The 19417-nt window shown below is 51.5% G+C and carries 12 protein-coding genes, 8 tRNA genes and 3 rRNA genes; 2 read left to right on the forward strand and 21 right to left on the reverse strand.

Annotation, left to right across the window (positions count from 1 at the left end; genetic code table 11):
- Positions 1 to 12: 12 nt before the first annotated feature.
- The 7 genes from ACN6MW_RS04230 to ACN6MW_RS04260 all read right to left on the reverse strand — a co-directional run bounded on the left by ACN6MW_RS04230 (position 13) and on the right by ACN6MW_RS04260 (position 7273).
- Positions 13 to 894: a nitrilase-related carbon-nitrogen hydrolase gene (locus ACN6MW_RS04230; RefSeq protein WP_419874368.1), complete on the reverse strand. Its 882-nt coding sequence runs from the start codon at positions 892 to 894 to the stop codon at positions 13 to 15.
- Between the two features lie 16 nt (positions 895 to 910).
- Entirely contained in the window at positions 911 to 2161 is a 1251-nt protein-coding gene (locus ACN6MW_RS04235; protein ID WP_419874369.1) for a M20 family metallo-hydrolase, read from the reverse strand.
- Positions 2162 to 2185: 24 nt separating this feature from the next.
- Complete coding sequence (locus ACN6MW_RS04240; RefSeq protein WP_419874370.1) at positions 2186 to 3547, reverse strand: aspartate aminotransferase family protein; 1362 nt, start codon at positions 3545 to 3547, stop codon at positions 2186 to 2188.
- Between the two features lie 92 nt (positions 3548 to 3639).
- Positions 3640 to 4731 carry an ABC transporter substrate-binding protein gene (locus tag ACN6MW_RS04245; RefSeq protein WP_419874371.1) on the reverse strand — a complete coding sequence of 364 codons (1092 nt, stop codon included), beginning with the start codon at positions 4729 to 4731 and terminating at the stop codon, positions 3640 to 3642.
- A 91-nt stretch (positions 4732 to 4822) separates the two neighbouring features.
- Positions 4823 to 5668, reverse strand: coding sequence for an ABC transporter permease (locus tag ACN6MW_RS04250; protein ID WP_419874372.1), 846 nt, complete (start codon positions 5666 to 5668; stop codon positions 4823 to 4825).
- A complete protein-coding gene (locus ACN6MW_RS04255) occupies positions 5665 to 6480 on the reverse strand; it encodes an ABC transporter permease (RefSeq protein WP_419874373.1) in 816 nt (271 codons plus the stop codon). Before ACN6MW_RS04255 ends, ACN6MW_RS04250 begins: the two co-directional genes overlap by 4 nt.
- Entirely contained in the window at positions 6461 to 7273 is an 813-nt protein-coding gene (locus ACN6MW_RS04260) for an ABC transporter ATP-binding protein (RefSeq protein WP_419874374.1), read from the reverse strand. The genes ACN6MW_RS04255 and ACN6MW_RS04260 overlap by 20 nt, the downstream gene beginning before the upstream one ends.
- 309 nt (positions 7274 to 7582) lie before the next feature.
- Here ACN6MW_RS04260 and yhbH point away from each other — a divergent pair, with 309 nt between their 5' ends.
- Positions 7583 to 8737 carry a sporulation protein YhbH gene (yhbH, locus tag ACN6MW_RS04265; RefSeq protein ID WP_419874375.1) on the forward strand — a complete coding sequence of 385 codons (1155 nt, stop codon included), beginning with the start codon at positions 7583 to 7585 and terminating at the stop codon, positions 8735 to 8737.
- 82 nt (positions 8738 to 8819) lie between these two features.
- On the opposite strand, the gene ACN6MW_RS04270 is transcribed toward yhbH, so the two are convergent.
- The 13 genes from ACN6MW_RS04270 to ACN6MW_RS04330 form a co-directional block, all read right to left on the reverse strand.
- On the reverse strand, positions 8820 to 10055 hold the full coding sequence (locus ACN6MW_RS04270; RefSeq protein WP_419874376.1) for an MFS transporter: 1236 nt from the start codon (positions 10053 to 10055) through the stop codon (positions 8820 to 8822).
- Between the two features lie 410 nt (positions 10056 to 10465).
- Positions 10466 to 11263, reverse strand: coding sequence for a delta-lactam-biosynthetic de-N-acetylase (gene pdaA, locus ACN6MW_RS04275; protein ID WP_419876270.1), 798 nt, complete (start codon positions 11261 to 11263; stop codon positions 10466 to 10468).
- A gap of 136 nt (positions 11264 to 11399) precedes the next feature.
- Positions 11400 to 11476: transfer RNA gene (locus tag ACN6MW_RS04280), tRNA-Pro, on the reverse strand.
- Between the two features lie 8 nt (positions 11477 to 11484).
- A tRNA-Thr gene (locus ACN6MW_RS04285) sits at positions 11485 to 11560 on the reverse strand.
- A gap of 72 nt (positions 11561 to 11632) precedes the next feature.
- Positions 11633 to 11708, reverse strand: a tRNA-Thr gene (locus ACN6MW_RS04290).
- 32 nt (positions 11709 to 11740) lie between these two features.
- Positions 11741 to 11817: transfer RNA gene (locus ACN6MW_RS04295), tRNA-Met, on the reverse strand.
- A 14-nt stretch (positions 11818 to 11831) separates the two neighbouring features.
- Positions 11832 to 11906 (reverse strand) — tRNA-Glu (locus ACN6MW_RS04300).
- A gap of 13 nt (positions 11907 to 11919) precedes the next feature.
- A tRNA-Ser gene (locus ACN6MW_RS04305) sits at positions 11920 to 12007 on the reverse strand.
- Between the two features lie 5 nt (positions 12008 to 12012).
- A tRNA-Asn gene (locus ACN6MW_RS04310) sits at positions 12013 to 12088 on the reverse strand.
- A 5-nt stretch (positions 12089 to 12093) separates the two neighbouring features.
- Positions 12094 to 12170: transfer RNA gene (locus ACN6MW_RS04315), tRNA-Ile, on the reverse strand.
- Between the two features lie 182 nt (positions 12171 to 12352).
- Positions 12353 to 15288: ribosomal RNA gene (locus tag ACN6MW_RS04320) — 23S ribosomal RNA — on the reverse strand.
- 260 nt (positions 15289 to 15548) lie between these two features.
- Positions 15549 to 15665, reverse strand: a 5S ribosomal RNA gene (gene rrf / locus ACN6MW_RS04325).
- 170 nt (positions 15666 to 15835) lie between these two features.
- Positions 15836 to 17382, reverse strand: a 16S ribosomal RNA gene (locus tag ACN6MW_RS04330).
- Together the 16S, 23S and 5S rRNA genes with 8 tRNA genes alongside form the textbook arrangement of a ribosomal RNA operon.
- 373 nt (positions 17383 to 17755) lie before the next feature.
- Here ACN6MW_RS04330 and glsA point away from each other — a divergent pair.
- Positions 17756 to 18697 (forward strand): glutaminase A, encoded by a 942-nt coding sequence (glsA, locus tag ACN6MW_RS04335; protein WP_419874377.1) that lies wholly within the window; start codon positions 17756 to 17758, stop codon positions 18695 to 18697.
- An 83-nt stretch (positions 18698 to 18780) separates the two neighbouring features.
- On the opposite strand, the gene ACN6MW_RS04340 is transcribed toward glsA, so the two are convergent.
- Positions 18781 to 19344 (reverse strand): DUF1232 domain-containing protein, encoded by a 564-nt coding sequence (locus tag ACN6MW_RS04340; RefSeq protein ID WP_419874378.1) that lies wholly within the window; start codon positions 19342 to 19344, stop codon positions 18781 to 18783.
- Between the last annotated feature and the right edge of the window lie 73 nt (positions 19345 to 19417).

A 19417-nucleotide genomic window follows, 5' to 3' on the forward strand; every position in this document is an offset into this window, starting at 1 on the left:
GCCCTTTCCTCCTTATAGACTCACGATTTTTTCGTAGGTTTCCGGTCTGCGATCCCGGTAAAATTGCCATACGTCCCTAACCTCGCGTATAAGCTCCTTATTCATTTCTCCGATAATGACCTCGTCCTTGTCCCTGCTGCCGATTGCCACAATGGAGCCCCGCGGATCAACCAGATAGGATTGGCCGTAAAATTCGCCCATATTCCATGGGGCTTCCACTCCCACCCGGTTGATGGCTGCGACATAATAGCCGTTCGCCACCGCATGCGCCGGCTGCTCGAGCTTCCATAAGTACTCCGATGTGCCCGCAACCGTAGCCGAAGGGTTAAAGACAATTTCGGCACCGTTTAACCCGAGCGCTCTCGCGCCCTCCGGAAAGTGGCGGTCGTAGCAAATGTATACGCCGACCTTGGCGAAAGCCGTATCGAAGACGGGATAACCCAGATTGCCCGGCTTGAAATAATATTTCTCCCAAAAGCCGCAGGACCCCCCGCCAGCCGCTACTTGCGGAATATGATGCTTGCGGTATTTGCCCAGGTATGTACCGTCTGCATCGATAACGGCTGCCGTGTTATAGTAGGTTCCGATTCCTTCCCGCTCATAAATGGGAAGCACGATGACGACGCCAAGCTCTCCCGCGAGGTCTTGAAACAGCCTCGTTGTCGGCCCGTTCGGTATTTCCTCCGCGGCGGCATACCATTTCGTCTGCTGCTCCGAGCAAAAGTATGGCCCATAAAATATTTCCTGCAGGGAGATGATCTGTGCTCCTTTGGCGGCTGCCTCGCGAACGAGCCCGACATGCTTCTCGATCGCCGAGCGCCTATGGGCTTCAACCGGCTCATCCCCATGCAGATCATTCGACGCTTGAATGAGTCCAATCTTTACGACGGTCATCCCCCAGCCTCCTTATCTATTCCGTTAATTTAAGTGCCGTCCGGTAGAGAAGATCCACGCCCAGCTCGATATCCTCCGGCGCTGAATATTCTTTCGGATTGTGGCTGATGCCTTCCTTGCAGCGAACGAAAATCATGCCGTAATCGCACACATACGACATCGTTAAGGCGTCATGGAAGGGACCGCTCATCAGCTCCGGCGGAGCGAGCCCCATCTCCGCGGCCTCTTCCCGCATAAGCGCTCGCAGCTCCGGCGCGCAATAGCGCGGATCGCTTTTGGTATCCTCACGGATCGTATAGGTCAAGCCATGCTCCAAGCAAGTCTCCTCGATGAGGGCAAGCAGCTCTTTCTCCAGCGCGTTCCTGCGCGCCAGATCCATGTCGCGAAAATCAACCGTAAAGCTCACCTTCTCGGGAATGATGTTCCTCGAATCCGGAAATACGGTCAATGAGCCGACGGTTCCAACCGTCGGGGCTCCGGGCTCCCGGCATGCTAACGCATTCAGACCCACAATGACCTTAGCGCACCCCACCAGCGCGTCCTGGCGCATCGCCATCGGCACTGACCCTGCATGCCCCGCGAATCCGGTCATTTCGACCGTCCACCAGACCGGGCCGGAGATGCCGCTCACGATACCGATCGGCTCACCTAGCGATTCCAGCACGGGACCCTGCTCGATATGCAGCTCCAGGAAAGCACCGATTCTCCCTTCCTGAAACTCATAACCGGCGAACAAGCCGGGATCGCATCCGAACGCAAGCAATGCTTCCCTGCGCGTCATGCCATTTTTATCCGCCCGCTCCAGCTCGCCCTCCTCCAGCTTCCCCGTCATGCCCCTGACGCCGAACAGCCCTTTATTGAACCGGCAGCCCTCTTCATCGCAAAACGCGACTACCTCGATATTTCTCGATGGCCGAAAGCCTGATTCGATCATGGACTGAACCGCCTCGATGGCGCCAAGTACGCCTATAACGCCGTCATATCGGCCGCCATAGGGCTGCGAATCAATATGCGATCCAAGCATCAGAACGGGAGCCGCCTGATCCGCTCCTTCCAGCACCCCGATCAAATTGCCGAACGGATCGATCCGCGCCGTCAGGCCGGCTTCGGTCATCCAGCCCCGAACCAGCTCTACGCCTGCCCGGTCTTCCTGCGACAAAGCCAGACGGCATACGCCCGTATCGGCAATTTTGCCGATTTGCGCCAATTCCAAAATACGCCCGTGCAGCCTTTGGGGATTAATGCCTGTTTTCCCTTTCGCCTCCATTGCGCCTCCTCCTCCTCTCCGCTCTCAGCCTTCAAAAACCTGAAGCAGCGTATCGGCGATAAATACAATCTCATCATCCGTCGCCGATAAGGGCGGGCTAAGCGTCAAAATATTCATAAAGCCCGGCACCGTGTCGCCATTTTTGCCGATTAAAAGCCCCTTTTGCTTGCAGCCCGCCAAGATTACCGCCACTCTCGCAGCAGAAGCAGGCTCTTTCGTAAGCTTATCCTCCACCAGCTCAATGCCGATCGCCGAACCAAAAACACGGATTTCACCGACATGCGGATGCGCCTTCAGCGTTTTTATCCGGCTCAACAGTTCCCTGCCTATAAGTGCAGAGCGGCCGACTAAATTTTCCCGCTCCAATATTTCAATGTTCTTCAGCGCCACCGCGCAAGAGACCGGGTTGCCGCCAAACGTGTTTACATGCCGGAAATGGCTCTCCGGGCCGCTTTCCTTGAAGCTCTCATACATTTCAGCCGATATAGCCGTAGCTGATAAGGGGGAATACGCGCTGGTCAGCCCTTTGGCCATCGTTACGATATCCGGCCGAACCCCGTAGTTCTGATGTCCGAATTTCTCTCCCGAACGGCCAAAACCGCAAATAACCTCATCCACGATAAGCAGCACATCATGCTTGTCGCAAATCTTACGCAGCTTTGCCAAATAATCATCGGGCGGCACGATCATCCCGCCTCCTGTAATGACCGGCTCGACGATAATGCCGGCGACGGAATCCGGCCCTTCCCACACAATCGCATCCTCGAAGGCTTGCGCGCACTGCGTCTCGCAGGAACCCTTGGTTTGGCCAAAAGGGCAGCGATAGCAATAGGGAGGCGGCACATGGGTAAAGCCGACTCCGAGCGGCTCGTACTTCAGCTTGCGCTGCGCTTGCCCTGTTGCCCCTAGCGCGCCCATAGAATTGCCGTGATACGCGCGATGTCTAGAGATAAACTTATGCTTGGCGGGTTTCCCTCGCTGGTGATGATATTGACGTCCAATTTTGAACGCCACCTCATTGGCGTCCGAGCCCGAGTTGGAGAAAAAAATCCGGTACTCTCCCTCCAGCCATTCATTCAGCTTGGCTGCAAGCAGAATAGCGGGAACATGGGATTGAACGAGCGTGGAGTATGCAAGTTTCTTCATCTGTTCGGCAGCCGCATCGGCGATCTCCGCGCGCCCATGCCCCACGTTCACGCACCACAAGCCGGACATCCCGTCCAAATAACGGTTACCGTCGATATCCGTAATCCAACTGCCTTCTCCCGATACAATAACCATCGGATTTTCATTGTGGGGAGAAATATGATGCCATACATATTGGCGATCCTTCTCGAGCAGCGCTTCCTTCTCTTCCGCACCCATTGCTGTCTCCTCCACGCCCATAGACTGCTTCTCCTCCTTCGCGGCTGCCGCTTCTATAGTAGAACAGACCGCGAATGTCACCATCCGCGATCGTTATAGACTAGCGTATGCGGCTACTTCGCCGCATCTTCCAAAATTGTTTTGTCGACCGCCGCAGCCAGATCCGGTTCCTTCTTAATCAGCTCGTATTTAAGCGCGATTTCAACGGTCCGCTGCACAGCCTCGTCAACAAACGCACCTACCTGCGCCTCCGTGAAGCCCTCCGGCTTCACGAGCTTCGCCATTTCCATCAGCATCGTCGTCTGATGCTCCTTCGTCGTGCTTCCCTCCGTAACGGCGCTCATCACGATATCAACCGATTCCGCTTGATTTGCAATCGCATAATTCCAGCCCTTCATGGTCGCCCTGATCGCTTTCACGGCAAGCTCGCGGTTGCTCTTCAGCCATTCGTCCTTCACGATGAGTGTATCCTCCAGCATCCCGACGCCGGCATCCTCGAAATCATAGACATACAAATCCTCTTCCTTCACGCCGCTCTCAAGCACGACATGATATTCGTTATAAATCGTGGAGACGGCAACATCCAGCTGCTTGTTGAAAAATTGATCCATCGTAAAGCCTTGCTTCACCAGCTCAACATCTTTTTTCGGATCAAGTCCGTTTTTCTCCATGAATGCAAGCACCTGGAATTGCTGGCTGCCTGTCCACATCCCGACCTTCTTGCCCTTCATCTTCGCCGGCTCGTCGATGCCGGATTCCTTACTCGCAACGAAGCGGTAGGAGCTCTTCTGCAGCACCTGTGCTATCGACACCAGCGGCAGCCCATTATCGCGGTTCACAAGCAAGCTGTCGAAGCTGGTCACCCCGATATCCGCCGCTCCGTTTACGACCTGCTGCTCAATCACGACATCCGGCCCTCCGGGGATAATCTCGACATCCAAGCCCTCCTCTTCGTAAAAGCCTTTTTCCTTCGCAACGAAAATACCGGCAAACTGAGCCTGCGGCACCCATTTTAGCTGGATTTTTACTTTCTGGAGCGGCTCTGCCGCCGGCTTATCCGTCGCTGACGAACCATTAGCGGCGTCTGCCGGCTCACTTGTTGCTGCAGCAGGCTCATTGGTATTGCCGCAGGCAGCTACGACAATCAGCGCCAGCGCCAGTATCACGGTTAAAACGGTTTGCCGCTTAAGGCTTCTCTTTTTCATGCAGACCATTCCTCTCCATTTTCAAATCTCTATTTATAAGCTGCTGTCAGCCCCTGGTGATGCATGGTTTAAGAGATATCCATCCCATCGTTCAATGCTTCCGCTGCGCCGCATGCCATGGGATAATCAACCGCTCCGCTAATTGGACCAAGTAATACAGCAGGATGCCTAGCACGGCGGCTATGGCGATGCAGGCCCAAGCAAGCGGCATGTTCCCCAGCTTGATTTGATCGGAAAGCAGGAACCCGAGACCGCGCGAGGAGATAAAAAATTCCCCGACGATCGCTCCGACAATGCTTGTCGACATATTGATTTTCAATGCGGCAAACAGATGCGGAAGCGCGGCCCGCAGACGAAGCTTCATGAAAACCTGGAATTTCCCGGCAGCGTACGCATGCATGAGCTCAATCGATGCGGGATCGATCGACCGCAGCCCCTTAAAGGCGATGACTGCCATCGCAGCCATTGTCATGACGGACACGATGGCGATTTTGGATGCGATGCCAGCGCCGAACCAATTATTCATGACCGGCGCAAGCGCAACGATAGGCACCGCATTCAAGGCAGCGATAATCGTAATTCCGCCTTTGCCCATGCGGGGAAACGATGAAGCAGCTGCCGCGGCCAACAAGCCAAGAAACGATCCGATAAAGCAGCCGCCAAGTATCTCGCTTCCCGTATACAGCGAATAACGCTGCAGCACATCGGAATTTTCGCGGATGGCGTTCGCTATCGCTGAAGGGATCGGCAGCTGATAGAGCTCCAAGTGAAACAGCCAGTGGAAGCCCTCCAGCTGCCATACGGCAAGGAAAAGCAAACCGAATCCAAGCGGGAGCAGAAACACCGGTCTTTTGCTTTTGAGGCTGCTTTTGGTATTCATCAAAGATGGCTTGGAGCGGATGCCGTCAATCGATCTGGATGCAAGCATTTCTTTCATCCGTCGTCCCTCCCCTTCAAGCGAAACTCCGGCTGCCAAGGGGTAATCCGCCTCTCCAGCAAGCAAATCAGTAAAAACAGGCTTAATCCGATGGCCATGCTGACCAGTACGGTTGACCAGAACATGTAGACCTGCGAAGTGCCGTAATACAAAGAACTGATCATGAGAACGCCTATCCCGTCCGGCGCGCCCATCAGCTCCACGATAATAGAAGCCGTGATCGCCAGCGGAGCCGACAGCTTAAGCCCGGCAAAAAGTCCCGGCAGCGCCGCTTTCAGCTTCAGCTTCGTGTATAAGGTCCAAGGGGCAGCCCCATAGGAGCGCATCAGCTCGAGCTGCTCGGGCATGATGCTTTGCAGGCCGCGCAGCATATTTATCGTGACGGGAAAAAAAGTAACGTAACCGGCCATCAGGATGCGGGATAACGCAGCATCATGAATAATGCCGTAAATAATAGGCGCAAGCCCAATGATCGGAATCATTTGCGAGGCAACCATATAGGGCGAAAGCGTATTTTCTGCCGTTCGGGACAAGCTCATCAGAATGGCAAGCAAACAACCAATGGCAGAGCCTAACAAGAAACCCGTGATCGAATTGCCGAAAGTAACCATGCCTTGCTCCAGTAAAGCCGGAAAATGCTGCAGCATGCTGACAATGACCAGATGCAGATAAGGCAGCTTTGACGCGGGATTAATCAGCTCCGCAACATTTGCAATAAACCAAGCCGAAGCCTCCCATAGCAGAAGTATCCCCGCAATCCAAAGTACAATCGCAGTGCCGTCGCCGTTTCTCCTAAACCATCTGCTTATCAAGGAAGCCACTCTCCTCGTAGAAGCATTTTCTTACCTTCCTGGTTATTTCGCTGAATTTCTCGGTATCGCGAAATCCGGCAGAATCGCTCTCCCCGCGCGGAATCTCCACGATCGAATGGACTTTGCCGGGATGCGCCGAAAGTACGATGACCCGATTGGATAGAAAAATGGCTTCGGGAATGCTGTGCGTGACGAATACGACGGTTTTATTCGTTTTTTGCTTGATGTCGAGAAGCTCCAGCTGCAGCTTCTCCTTCGTAAATTCATCGAGCGCGGAGAAGGGTTCATCCATCAATAATATGGGCGGGTCCAGGGCAAGCGCGCGGGCGATCGCAACGCGCTGCTGCATCCCGCCGCTAAGCTGCCAGGGATAGGAATGTTTGAAGGCGGTCAGTCCCACTAATTCGATAAGCTGCTCGGTCAGCGCAAGGTATTGAGATTTCTTTTGACCCAGCACCTCAAGCGGGAGCTCAATATTTTGTTTAACCGTCCTCCATTCGAACAAGGTGGGGTTTTGAAACACGATGCCGAACTTTCGGCGGAGACGTACTTCTCGGGGATGCTCGTTTTGAATCGTAATGCGGCCTTCCGTTGGCTCAAGCAAATCGGCCATTAACCGAAGCAGCGTAGATTTTCCGCAGCCCGATGGACCAAGCAGCGATACGAATTCATTTCGGTAGATTTCGAAGCTGACCTGCTGAAGCGCCGTTATCTCGTGGCCTTTTTTCCCGAAACGCATCGACACTTGATCCACAATGATTTCAGCTTGTTTTGCAGCTTCGGATTGCTCCATGTCATCCCTCCTCATTGTTTAGGCAATTCAATGTTAGGTTTGAGATAGATCCATGCTCTTATATGTAATATTATATAACACCAAATTTCAATTGCATTATACAAAGTGGTTAAAAAATGGGCAAAGGAATAGACACAATGTCAAATAGAGCTGTTCAAGCTATTTGATAGATTACTAGAAATGGACTAATTTTCATTCACATAACCGCTCGGCTCTTGAATATATTGAGTAACAGACAACAAAAAAGTGAAAGGCAGCTTAGGCTGCTTGCATGCCGCAACGTTAACTTCTTGGAATGAGGTGAGGGAAATGGAGTCAGAGCCGCTGTTTGTTGTGTCAAGAGAGGATTGGTCGCTCCACCGCAAAGGCTATGAGGATCAAGCGCGACATCAGGAGAAGGTACATGAAGCAATTAAGCAAAACCTTCCCGATCTGGTTTCCGACGAAAGCATCGTTTTGTCCGATGGAAGGCGTACGATCAAGGTTCCCATTAAGAGTCTCGACGAATCCCACTTTATATACAACTACAACAAGAAGCAGCACGTCGGACAAGGCGATGGCGATTCTCAGGTTGGCGATGTGCTCGGCGTCGACCCTCAAGCTGCCAAGGGACCGGGTAAAGGCCAGGATGCAGGCGATCAGCCGGGCGAGGATGTCGTCGATACCGAAATAAGCATCGATCAGCTCGAGGATATGCTATTCGAGGAGCTGGAGCTTCCGAACTTGGAGCAGAAGCAAAAGGATCAGCTTCAAACGACGGAAATTGTTTTTCACGATATCCGGAAAAAAGGCATCATGTCCAACATCGATAAGAAACGGACATTAATTGAAAACCTGCGCCGTAATGCCAATGCAGGCAAGTCGGGGATTGGCGGCATTTCGCCTGATGACCTTCGCTACAAAACGTGGAATGAAATCGTAAAACCGCAATCCAACGCCGTCATCCTGGCGCTCATGGATACCTCGGGAAGCATGGGCTCGTTCGAGAAATATTGCGCGCGAAGCTTTTTCTTCTGGATGACCCGTTTCCTGCGCCGCAAATACGAGCATGTGGAGATTGTGTTTATCGCGCATCATACCGAGGCCAAGGAGGTCACGGAGGAGGAGTTTTTCAACCGCGGTGAAAGCGGCGGTACGATCTGTTCCTCGGCTTACCAGAAAGCGATTGAGGTAATTGACAGCCGTTATCCGACTTCCAATTGGAACATCTACCCGTTTCATTTCTCGGATGGCGACAACCTCACCTCCGATAACGAGCGTTGCGTCAAGCTGATCGGTCAGCTCATGGAGCGAAGCAATATGTTCGGCTACGGCGAGGTTAACCAGTACAACCGCAGCAGCACGCTGATGTCAGCTTATAAGCATATCAACCATAAAAAGTTCATGTACTCGGTCATTAAGGAAAAGGGTGAGGTCTATAAGGCGCTCAAAACCTTCTTCTCCAAACAAGTGACCGGTGCTTAATAGACAAATCCCGCCATGCAAAGCCTATGCATGACGGGATTTTTTTGCTTCAAAGCATCGTTAGGTTGGAAGTGTTCTGTTGCTAGACGGCCTGCTCGCCAGCTTCTTTATCCGGGTCCGTCCCTTTTGTTTCTTTGCCAAAAAACAGAACGGTCAGCGCCCCTATGATGATCGTAACAAAGAAAATCATAAAAATATTATGAATTTCCATCTTGCCTGCTACCAGTATTCCTACCAGATAAGGACCGATAATGCCGCCGACCCGCCCAAAGGAAGCCGCGAGCCCGACACCGGTCCCGCGGACGGCAACCGGATAAAGCTCCGGCGTATAGGCATACATGCCACCCCATGCGCCGAGGTTAAAAAAGGATAGACATATGCCGGACGCAATCAGCATCCCCTCTGTTTCAGCGCTGCCAAACCATAATGCGCTTCCGGCCGTCAGCAAAAGAAAAGTGACGAGCACAAACTTCCGTCCGAATTTTTCGATAAAATACGCCGCAGTGAAATAGCCGGGCAGCTGGGCGAGCGACATAATCAGTACATATTGGAAGCTTTTTACCAACCCGAAGCCTTTTAGCACCATGACGGAAGGCAGCCACAAAAACATGCCGTAATAAGAAAATACGACCGTAAACCATAATATCCATAACATGACGGTCGCCCGGCGATGCTTTGTCGACCAAATCGATGATATTCGCTCGGTAAACGGGAGCTTCCTGCTCTGCTGCTCCGTATAGCTGGGCGCGTCTTGAATGGCCCGCCTTAAGTATAATGCATACAAAGCAGGCGCTGCTCCAATTAAAAAAGCCATTCTCCAGCCATAATGCGGAATAATGAAGTAAGCGATCAACGCTGCGGCAATCCAGCCGCATGCCCAGAAGCTTTCAAGCAGCACAACGGCCCTGCCTCTCTCCTTGATCGGGACAGACTCCGAAACCAGCGTTGAAGCGACCGGCAGTTCGCCGCCCAGACCAAATCCCGCAGCGAACCGCAGCACGCAAAGCGCGATAAACCCTGTTGCCAATGCGGATAGACCGCTGGCAATGGAGAAAATAAGCAGTGTCCACAGCAGGATCGCCCGCCGTCCGTACCGGTCTGCCATTAGGCCTGCTATTGCCGCGCCGGCGGCCATACCGATTGAATTAATCGCCATCAGCAAACCAATCTGCTGCGCGCCAAGCTGCCATTCCGCAGCGAGCGCAGTTACAATGAATGAGATCATTCCGACCTCCATCGCATCGAACAGCCAGCTCAGCCCGGCGCTGAACAGCAGCTTCCTTTGCTTCGGCTCACGCAGTAAAGACATATTTCTCATAGGAAAGACTCCTTGTTTATTTCTCCGTTTAGTTTACCTCTATTTATCACCTTTGCACGAATTTGAATCTATGCGGTCACACTTAGTCTTGCCCTTCTAGGTCAGCTTTACAAGACAAGATGTATTTTTCTTGCTCGAATAAGAAAAAAGCCGGTCTGAAGGTTTGCCGTCGTATGAGCGCCAATACAGCTGTCTCAATGTACCACTCACCATTCGAATGGTGAATGTGTTTGATGCGGCGGACGAAAGCTTCCGTTTTTGCTTCAGCAGCTTCAGGGCATCATTTTAAATAACTTCAAAACGATTAATCTAAACCATACGTTAACGCTCTCCAAGCGGATAGACGAATAACAACGAAAAAGACCTTAGCCCAAGTTTTGGGTTAAGGTCGATACTGCTGTTTTTTCTTGTTACTCGCTTCGGATTAGCTGGTCCAAGCTTTTAAATTCATAGCCTTGGCGGCGTGCTTCATCAACGATGCTGCCCAGCGCCTCTGTATTGTCCTTGGACACGGAATGCAGCAAAATGATAGCACCGGGATGCAGCTGCTTCACGACCTCACTGTACGCGTATTGGGAGCCTCTTTGCGCATTCACATCCCAATCTTTATAAGCAACGGACCAAAAGACATTCGTATAACCGAATTGTTTACTCGCCGCTAGCACCCGTTCGCTAAAAATGCCTCTAGGCGGACGGAGATATTTCATCTCCTTCTGACCCGTCAGGATCCCTACCTGCTCTTTAACCTTATCCAGCTCCGTTTTGATATTGCCTTCCGAGAGCTGCGACATATCCGGATGGCTCCAAGAGTGATTGCCAACGATATGGCCTTCCGCCGCCATTCGTTGAATGAGCTCTGGCTGATCCTTCACATAATGCCCCGTGACAAAAAAAGCGGCCGGCACTTTTTTCTCCTTTAAAACATCGAGTATTCGTGGCGTATACCCGTTCTCGTAGCCATTATCGAACGTGAGAAATAGCTCCTTCTTGCTTGTGTCCCCCAAAAAAAGCGCTCCGTGCTTCGTCACGATATTTTTGAAGCCTTCTTCATCTATCGAAGGCAATCGGCCTTCCACGCTTTTCTTAAATCCAAAATGATACACGCCAGGCTGTCCGAATGCAGCGTCCGGACTTATTAAGCACCAAAGGATCACGGCAAACGACGCAATCATTCTTATACTAAGCTTCAACAGCAAAGCCCTCCTTATTCCACTGAAATATATGGCGCATGACGGCATATTGCGATTATATTTCCCCATTGCGGCATAAAAAAACCGCTATCTCCATCAGTCCGATTAGACTTTGAAGATAACGGCTTTATATGTATTTCATTCGTTTAAATAATGGTCGGGACGACACGATTTGAACATGCGACCCCCTGGTCCCAAACCAGGTGCTCTACCAAGCTGAGCTACGTCCCGAGAAAAGATGGTGCCGTCGAGAGGACTTGAACCCCCAACCTACTGATTACAAGTCAGTTGCTCTACCAGTTGAGCTACAACGGCACATCGATTATGTCCGCCATGATTCGGCGTTTTGCGATGCTGATTTTGAAAACATCAAGCATCTAAAAAAAGTGGTGCCGTCGAGAGGACTTGAACCCCCAACCTACTGATTACAAGTCAGTTGCTCTACCAGTTGAGCTACAACGGCATATGGATGATGTTCACCTTTAAAAAGGTGATTGGTTGCGGGGGCAGGATTTGAACCTGCGGCCTTCGGGTTATGAGCCCGACGAGCTACCGGGCTGCTCCACCCCGCGTCGTTAAAAAATATTGGTGACCCGTAGGGGACTCGAACCCCTGTTACCTCCGTGAAAGGGAGGTGTCTTAACCACTTGACCAACGGGCCATGAAAAAGAGAACGGAGAGAGAGGGATTCGAACCCTCGCACCACTTACGCAGTCTAACCCCTTAGCAGAGGGTCCCCTTGAGCCACTTGGGTATCTCTCCAAACTTGGCTCCCCGAACAGGACTCGAACCTGTGACAACTCGATTAACAGTCGAGTGCTCTACCAACTGAGCTATCAGGGAAAATATGGTGGGCCCTAGTGGACTCGAACCACCGACCTCACCCTTATCAGGGGTGCGCTCTAACCAGCTGAGCTAAGGGCCCAAAGCATAAACATAAATCTTATTTAAGATCTTTAGTTTAAGCACAGGCAGGCAATTGCGCCCTGAAAACTGGATACGAAAGTTAGGTTTGCTGAAACCTTTTTAGCTGCTGTCTGCCGGATGTATGGGTCCGGGACAAACTTAAGCGTATGCTTACGACGTAAGTTTGCTTCTCAAACGTTTTAGGATAAGCCCTCGACCGATTAGTATTCGTCAGCTACACACATTGCTGTGCTTCCACCCCGAACCTATCAACCTCGTCGTCTTCAAGGGGTCTTACATACTGGGAAATCTCATCTTGAGGGGGGCTTCACGCTTAGATGCTTTCAGCGCTTATCCCGTCCGTACTTGGCTACCCAGCGGTGCTCCTGGCGGAACAACTGGTACACCAGCGGTACGTCCATCCCGGTCCTCTCGTACTAAGGACAGCTCCTCTCAAATTTCCTGCGCCCGCGACAGATAGGGACCGAACTGTCTCACGACGTTCTGAACCCAGCTCGCGTACCGCTTTAATGGGCGAACAGCCCAACCCTTGGGACCTACTTCAGCCCCAGGATGCGATGAGCCGACATCGAGGTGCCAAACCTCCCCGTCGATGTGGACTCTTGGGGGAGATAAGCCTGTTATCCCCAGGGTAGCTTTTATCCGTTGAGCGATGGCCCTTCCATTCGGTACCACCGGATCACTAAGCCCGACTTTCGTCCCTGCTCGACTTGTAGGTCTCGCAGTCAAGCTCCCTTATGCCTTTGCACTCTTCGAATGATTTCCAACCATTCTGAGGGAACCTTTGGGCGCCTCCGTTACATTTTAGGAGGCGACCGCCCCAGTCAAACTGTCCACCTGACACGGTCCCTCTGCCGGTTTCACGGCAGCAGGTTAGAACTCCGATACGATCAGGGTGGTATCCCAACGTCGCCTCCACACAAGCTGGCGCTCATGCTTCTCAGGCTCCCACCTATCCTGTACAGATCGTACCAAAGTCCAATATCAAGTTACAGTAAAGCTCCATGGGGTCTTTCCGTCTTGTCGCGGGTAACCTGCATCTTCACAGGTATTAAAATTTCACCGGATCTCTCGTTGAGACAGCGCCCAAGTCGTTACGCCATTCGTGCGGGTCAGAATTTACCTGACAAGGAATTTCGCTACCTTAGGACCGTTATAGTTACGGCCGCCGTTTACTGGGGCTTCGGTTCACAGCTTCGGGTTTAACCCCTAACCGCTCCCCTTAACCTTCCAGCACCGGGCAGGCGTCAGCCCGTATACTTCGCCTTACGGCTTCGCACAGACCTGTGTTTTTGCTAAACAGTCGCTTGGGCCTTTTCACTGCGGCCCCCTCGGGCTATTCACCCTACCGAGGCACCCCTTCTCCCGAAGTTACGGGGTCATTTTGCCGAGTTCCTTAACGAGAGTTCTTCCGCGCGCCTTAGCATGCTCTGCTCGCCTACCTGTGTCGGTTTGCGGTACGGGCACCTTCACCTGGCTAGAGGCTTTTCTTGACAGCCGGAGTACATGACCTTCGCTACTATAATTTTCGCTCCCCATCACAGCCCAGCCTAACAGTGTGCGGATTTGCCTACACACTAGCCTCACTGCTTGGACGGGCTATTCCATCAGCCCGCGTCACTGCCCTTCTGTGTCACCCCATTGCTCATAACGGTTTACGGTGGTACAGGAATTTCAACCTGTTGTCCATCCACTACGCCTTTCGGCCTCGCGTTAGGTCCCGACTTACCCTGAGAGGACGAGCCTTCCTCAGGAACCCTTAGGCTTTCGGCGGACAAGATTCTCACTTGTCTTTTCGTTACTCATACCGGCATTCTCACTTGAATACAGTCCACCAGTCCTCACGGTCCAACTTCAATCCGTATTCAACGCTCCCCTACCCAAGTACCATATAGGTACATGTCATAGCTTCGGTGGTGTGTTTAGCCCCGTTACATTTTCGGCGCAGAGTCACTCGACCAGTGAGCTATTACGCACTCTTTAAATGGTGGCTGCTTCTAAGCCAACATCCTGGTTGTCTTTGCAACTCCACATCCTTTCCCACTTAACACACACTTGGGGACCTTAGCTGATGATCTGGGCTGTTTCCCTCTTGACAATGGATCTTAGCACTCACTGTCTGACTCCCGAGTAGCACGTCTATGGCATTCGGAGTTTGACTGGACTTGGTAACCCTTGGCGGGCCCCGCACCCAATCAGTGCTCTACCTCCACGACGCTCATTCCTCGAGGCTAGCCCTAAAGCTATTTCGGGGAGAACCAGCTATCTCCGAGTTCGATTGGAATTTCTCCGCTACCCCCACCTCATCCCCGCACTTTTCAACGTGCGTGGGTTCGGGCCTCCAGTGCGTGTTACCGCACCTTCACCCTGGACAGGGGTAGATCACACGGTTTCGGGTCTACGACCACGTACTTATTCGCCCTATTCAGACTCGCTTTCGCTACGGCTCCGTCTTCCCGACTTAACCTTGCACGTGATCGTAACTCGCCGGTTCATTCTACAAAAGGCACGCCATCACCCATTTAACGGGCTCTGACTTTTTGTAAGCGCACGGTTTCAGGTTCTTTTTCACTCCGCTTCCGCGGTGCTTTTCACCTTTCCCTCACGGTACTGCTTCACTATCGGTCACCAGGGAGTATTTAGCCTTGGCAGATGGTCCTGCCGGATTCCGACGGGGTTTCACGTGTCCCGCCGTACTCAGGATCCGTCTCGGAGGGTGCTTGCTTTCGGTTACAGGGCTTTTACCTGCTCTGGCGGGCCTTTCCAGACCTCTTCGCCTACCAAACACCTTTGTAACTCCATGTGAGACGTCCTACAACCCCAAGGAGCAAGCTCCTTGGTTTGGGCTAATCCGCGTTCGCTCGCCGCTACTGACGGAATCACTATTGTTTTCTCTTCCTCAGGGTACTTAGATGTTTCAGTTCCCCTGGTATGCCTCTTATCAACCTATGTATTCAGTTGATAGTAACTGTCCATTACGACAGCTGGGTTTCCCCATTCGGAAATCCTCGGATCAATGCCTGCTTACGGCTCCCCGGGGCGGTATCGTTGTTCGCCACGTCCTTCTTCGGCTCCTGGTGCCTAGGCATCCTCCGTGCGCTCTTACTAGCTTAACCATATGTTCAGGTGATTCGTTCTGCGCTCTGTTAGCGCTTTTTCCTTGAGAGAAAAAGTCGTTAAAAGTCGCTGCAATCTCGAACACCTTTCGCTAACAATAAAAACAGCTTAAAGGATGTTTCAGCAATTCTTTTCTTTCGTTATCCAGTTTTCAAGGTGCAAATTTCTTGTCGTTTTATGCGACAGGAATCATAGATTATCACATTTTTTCGTTACAATCAACAACTAAATGTTGGTAATTTCTTATGTGAGATAATCCGCTTGGCGACGTCCTACTCTCCCAAGACCCTGCGGTCTAAGTACCATTGGCGCTGGAGGGCTTAACGGTCGTGTTCGGTATGGGAACGTGTGGTTCCCCTCCGCCATCGCCACCAAACGAATGACTAGACATAACAAAAGAAAGTGTCCGACAATGCCATGATTCAGATCAAGCCATTTGCTCAGTTCTTCATCTATGTATTGAAGTTACTCTTTCAAAACTGACAACGAGTAAGCGATAAACTGCCAAGTTTATCCGAACCTCATCGGGTCCGGGTATTTCCTTAGAAAGGAGGTGATCCAGCCGCACCTTCCGATACGGCTACCTTGTTACGACTTCACCCCAATCATCTACCCCACCTTCGACGGCTAGCTCCCTTGCGGGTTACCCCACCGGCTTCGGGTGTTGTAAACTCTCGTGGTGTGACGGGCGGTGTGTACAAGACCCGGGAACGTATTCACCGCGGCATGCTGATCCGCGATTACTAGCAATTCCGACTTCATGCAGGCGAGTTGCAGCCTGCAATCCGAACTGAGACCGACTTTGATAGGATTGGCTCCACCTCGCGGTTTCGCTTCCCGTTGTATCGGCCATTGTAGTACGTGTGTAGCCCAGGTCATAAGGGGCATGATGATTTGACGTCATCCCCACCTTCCTCCGGTTTGTCACCGGCAGTCATCCTAGAGTGCCCACCCAAAGTGCTGGCAACTAAGATCAAGGGTTGCGCTCGTTGCGGGACTTAACCCAACATCTCACGACACGAGCTGACGACAACCATGCACCACCTGTCTCCTCTGTCCCGAAGGAAAGCCCTATCTCTAGAGCGGTCAAAGGGATGTCAAGACCTGGTAAGGTTCTTCGCGTTGCTTCGAATTAAACCACATACTCCACTGCTTGTGCGGGTCCCCGTCAATTCCTTTGAGTTTCAGTCTTGCGACCGTACTCCCCAGGCGGAATGCTTAATGTGTTAACTTCGGCACCAAGGGTATTGAAACCCCTAACACCTAGCATTCATCGTTTACGGCGTGGACTACCAGGGTATCTAATCCTGTTTGCTCCCCACGCTTTCGCGCCTCAGCGTCAGTTACAGCCCAGAAAGTCGCCTTCGCCACTGGTGTTCCTCCACATCTCTACGCATTTCACCGCTACACGTGGAATTCCACTTTCCTCTTCTGCACTCAAGCTTTGCAGTTTCCATTGCGACTTGGGGTTGAGCCCCAAGTTTAAACAACAGACTTACAAGGCCGCCTGCGCGCGCTTTACGCCCAATAATTCCGGACAACGCTTGCCCCCTACGTATTACCGCGGCTGCTGGCACGTAGTTAGCCGGGGCTTTCTTCTCAGGTACCGTCACCTTGGGAGCAGTTACTCTCCCAAGCATTCTTCCCTGGCAACAGAGCTTTACGATCCGAAAACCTTCATCACTCACGCGGCGTTGCTCCGTCAGACTTTCGTCCATTGCGGAAGATTCCCTACTGCTGCCTCCCGTAGGAGTCTGGGCCGTGTCTCAGTCCCAGTGTGGCCGATCACCCTCTCAGGTCGGCTACGCATCGTCGCCTTGGTGAGCCGTTACCTCACCAACTAGCTAATGCGCCGCGGGTCCATCTATAAGTGATAGATTGCTCCATCTTTCCCAGCCCGGTCATGCGACCAAGCTGTGTATCCGGTATTAGCATTCGTTTCCGAATGTTATCCCAGTCTTACAGGCAGGTTACCCACGTGTTACTCACCCGTCCGCCGCTAACCTTGTCCCGAAGGACAAGATCCGCTCGACTTGCATGTATTAGGCACGCCGCCAGCGTTCGTCCTGAGCCAGGATCAAACTCTCCAAATTGGTGTTTGAAATGCTCATTACTTTTTATCGCTTTTCTAACGATCCGTTAGGATCGTAAGGGCAGTTATTACTCGTTGTTCAGTTTTCAAAGAGCAATCTTTTCTTTCGTTTGTATTGCTTGTTTTGCTTGTCGTCCGCATGTTTCTCTCGGCCGGAATTAGAATATATCATGCTACCGCCCAACTGGTCAAGCATTTATTTAAAAAAACTTTTCAAAGCATGTTTTTAGCCGTTTTGGACTGCATCGAACCTTCGTATTCATGCACCCTGTCATAGGAACAACTTTATAATCGTTTAGCTGTTATTATAAAATAAGTAGAAGACGAGGCCAATCACTCGATCATTCAAAACGTTGTACGGGAGGAGTAACAAAATGTCATTGCCTGAAATGGAACGTATCGAGGCCCTGCTGCCGCAATGGGTGGAAGAAAGCCGGCAACAATGCAGCTATGGCAAGGTAGCCTCCTATATACCAGAGCTGTCCAAATCGCCGATCGGCGCATTAGGGATACATTTGATCAACTCTAAAGGATACTCCGTTTCCGCAGGCGATACGAAGCTGTCTTTTACAATGCAGAGCATTTCTAAAGTCTTCACGCTCATTCTTGCGCTTATGGATAACGGGGAAGAAGCTGTATTTGATAAAGTCGGAATGGAGCCTACCGGCGACAACTTTAATTCCATGCTTAAGCTAGAGCTTGTACAGCCGGGCATTCCATTTAATCCTCTTATCAATGCAGGTGCGATTGCGATCTCATCCTTGATTGCGGGAAAGGATCCTAAGGAAAAATCCGGCCGCGTTCTCGAATTCATGCGCCTTCTTTCTAATAACCAAGCACTGGATTATGATCTGGATGTTTACCGTTCGGAATCCGCTACCGCCAATTTAAATCGTTCGATGGCTTATTTCCTAAAAGACAACGGCGTGCTGCAAGGAGAAGTCGAGGATGTCCTCGACGTTTATTTCCGGCATTGCTCCATCCGTATTACCTGTGCGGAATTAGCCCAGATGGCTTTGGTTCTTGCCCATAATGGCATAAACCCCCTTACCGGAGAAGAACTTATCCCCCGTCGTTACGTCCAAATTGCGAAAACGTTCATGACTACATGCGGGATGTATAACGCGTCAGGCGAATTTGCGATTCAAGTCGGATTGCCTGCCAAAAGCGGCGTTTCCGGCGGTATCTTAACGCTGGTACCCGGGAGATACGGCATTGGATTGATCGGCCCCTCCTTGAATCGGAAAGGTAACAGCATTGCCGGCGTTGCCCTTCTCGAAACCTTGTCTCAGGAGTTTGATTGGAGCTTATTCTAATTGCAGGCTTCTCCTCTTATGAAAAGAAGGATGGCACCTATGCGAAAAACTCCGCGGGGCCATCCTTCTTGTTTCACGTTATTCTATTGTTTATGGTCAATCAGCTTTACGCCTTTGTTTAATACGAAAAACTGTTCTGCTTTCTCACGGTGATCATCCGTAATTTGGCCGCTGATCGCTTTGTACGCAATAAACACGGCAGTTGCGTCGTCAACAAAGCCTGCTACCGGAAGGAAATCAGGAATAAGGTCCAAAGGCAAGATCCAGTAAGCTAATGCGCCGATTGCCGTTGCTTTGGCTGAAATAGGCGTTTTTGGATCAGCCGAGCAATAGTATAGCGTCACAACCTCCTTGGCAAAAGGAACTTTAGCGGCATGCCGCTTCACTTTCGCCCAAAACCCTTCCTCAACGTACTTTGTTTGTTTCTCGTGGTCTCCGATTTTGCCGATCCACTTATTTATGTCGACTTCCTCTAACGGTTTTTCTTTATTCAAATCCAAGGATGTCTTTAGCTCCTCCTCGGCTATCTCAAAGGGAACGGATTCTTCGATGAGCTTCGAGCCGCAAGCGGAGCATTCCACATCCATCAGCCTGTTTGCGTCAACATCGTTGTCGTGTCCGCAGTTGGCGCACTGTGCAATAGTCATATGTCCCACCTCCATGTTATACCTACTAATACTCGCAATCCCTGAAAATAGTTGCAATTTCCGTTACGAATCA

The sequence above is a fragment of the Pristimantibacillus sp. PTI5 genome (genome assembly GCF_048572955.1).
Lineage (GTDB): Bacteria > Bacillota > Bacilli > Paenibacillales > Paenibacillaceae > Pristimantibacillus.

Excerpts from the sequence above, each read along its gene's own strand:
- ACN6MW_RS04270 (WP_419874376.1), bottom strand. The coding sequence starts at position 10,055 with ATGAGAAATATGTCTTTACTGCGTGAGCCGAAGCAAAGGAAGCTGCTG.
- ACN6MW_RS04240 (WP_419874370.1), bottom strand. The coding sequence starts at position 3,547 with ATGGGCGTGGAGGAGACAGCAATGGGTGCGGAAGAGAAGGAAGCGCTG.
- ACN6MW_RS04245 (WP_419874371.1), bottom strand. The coding sequence starts at position 4,731 with ATGAAAAAGAGAAGCCTTAAGCGGCAAACCGTTTTAACCGTGATACTG.
- ACN6MW_RS04340 (WP_419874378.1), bottom strand. The coding sequence starts at position 19,344 with ATGACTATTGCACAGTGCGCCAACTGCGGACACGACAACGATGTTGAC.
- ACN6MW_RS04260 (WP_419874374.1), bottom strand. The coding sequence starts at position 7,273 with ATGGAGCAATCCGAAGCTGCAAAACAAGCTGAAATCATTGTGGATCAA.
- ACN6MW_RS04230 (WP_419874368.1), bottom strand. The coding sequence starts at position 894 with ATGACCGTCGTAAAGATTGGACTCATTCAAGCGTCGAATGATCTGCAT.
- ACN6MW_RS04235 (WP_419874369.1), bottom strand. The coding sequence starts at position 2,161 with ATGGAGGCGAAAGGGAAAACAGGCATTAATCCCCAAAGGCTGCACGGG.
- glsA (WP_419874377.1), top strand. The coding sequence starts at position 17,756 with ATGTCATTGCCTGAAATGGAACGTATCGAGGCCCTGCTGCCGCAATGG.
- ACN6MW_RS04250 (WP_419874372.1), bottom strand. The coding sequence starts at position 5,668 with ATGAAAGAAATGCTTGCATCCAGATCGATTGACGGCATCCGCTCCAAG.
- yhbH (WP_419874375.1), top strand. The coding sequence starts at position 7,583 with ATGGAGTCAGAGCCGCTGTTTGTTGTGTCAAGAGAGGATTGGTCGCTC.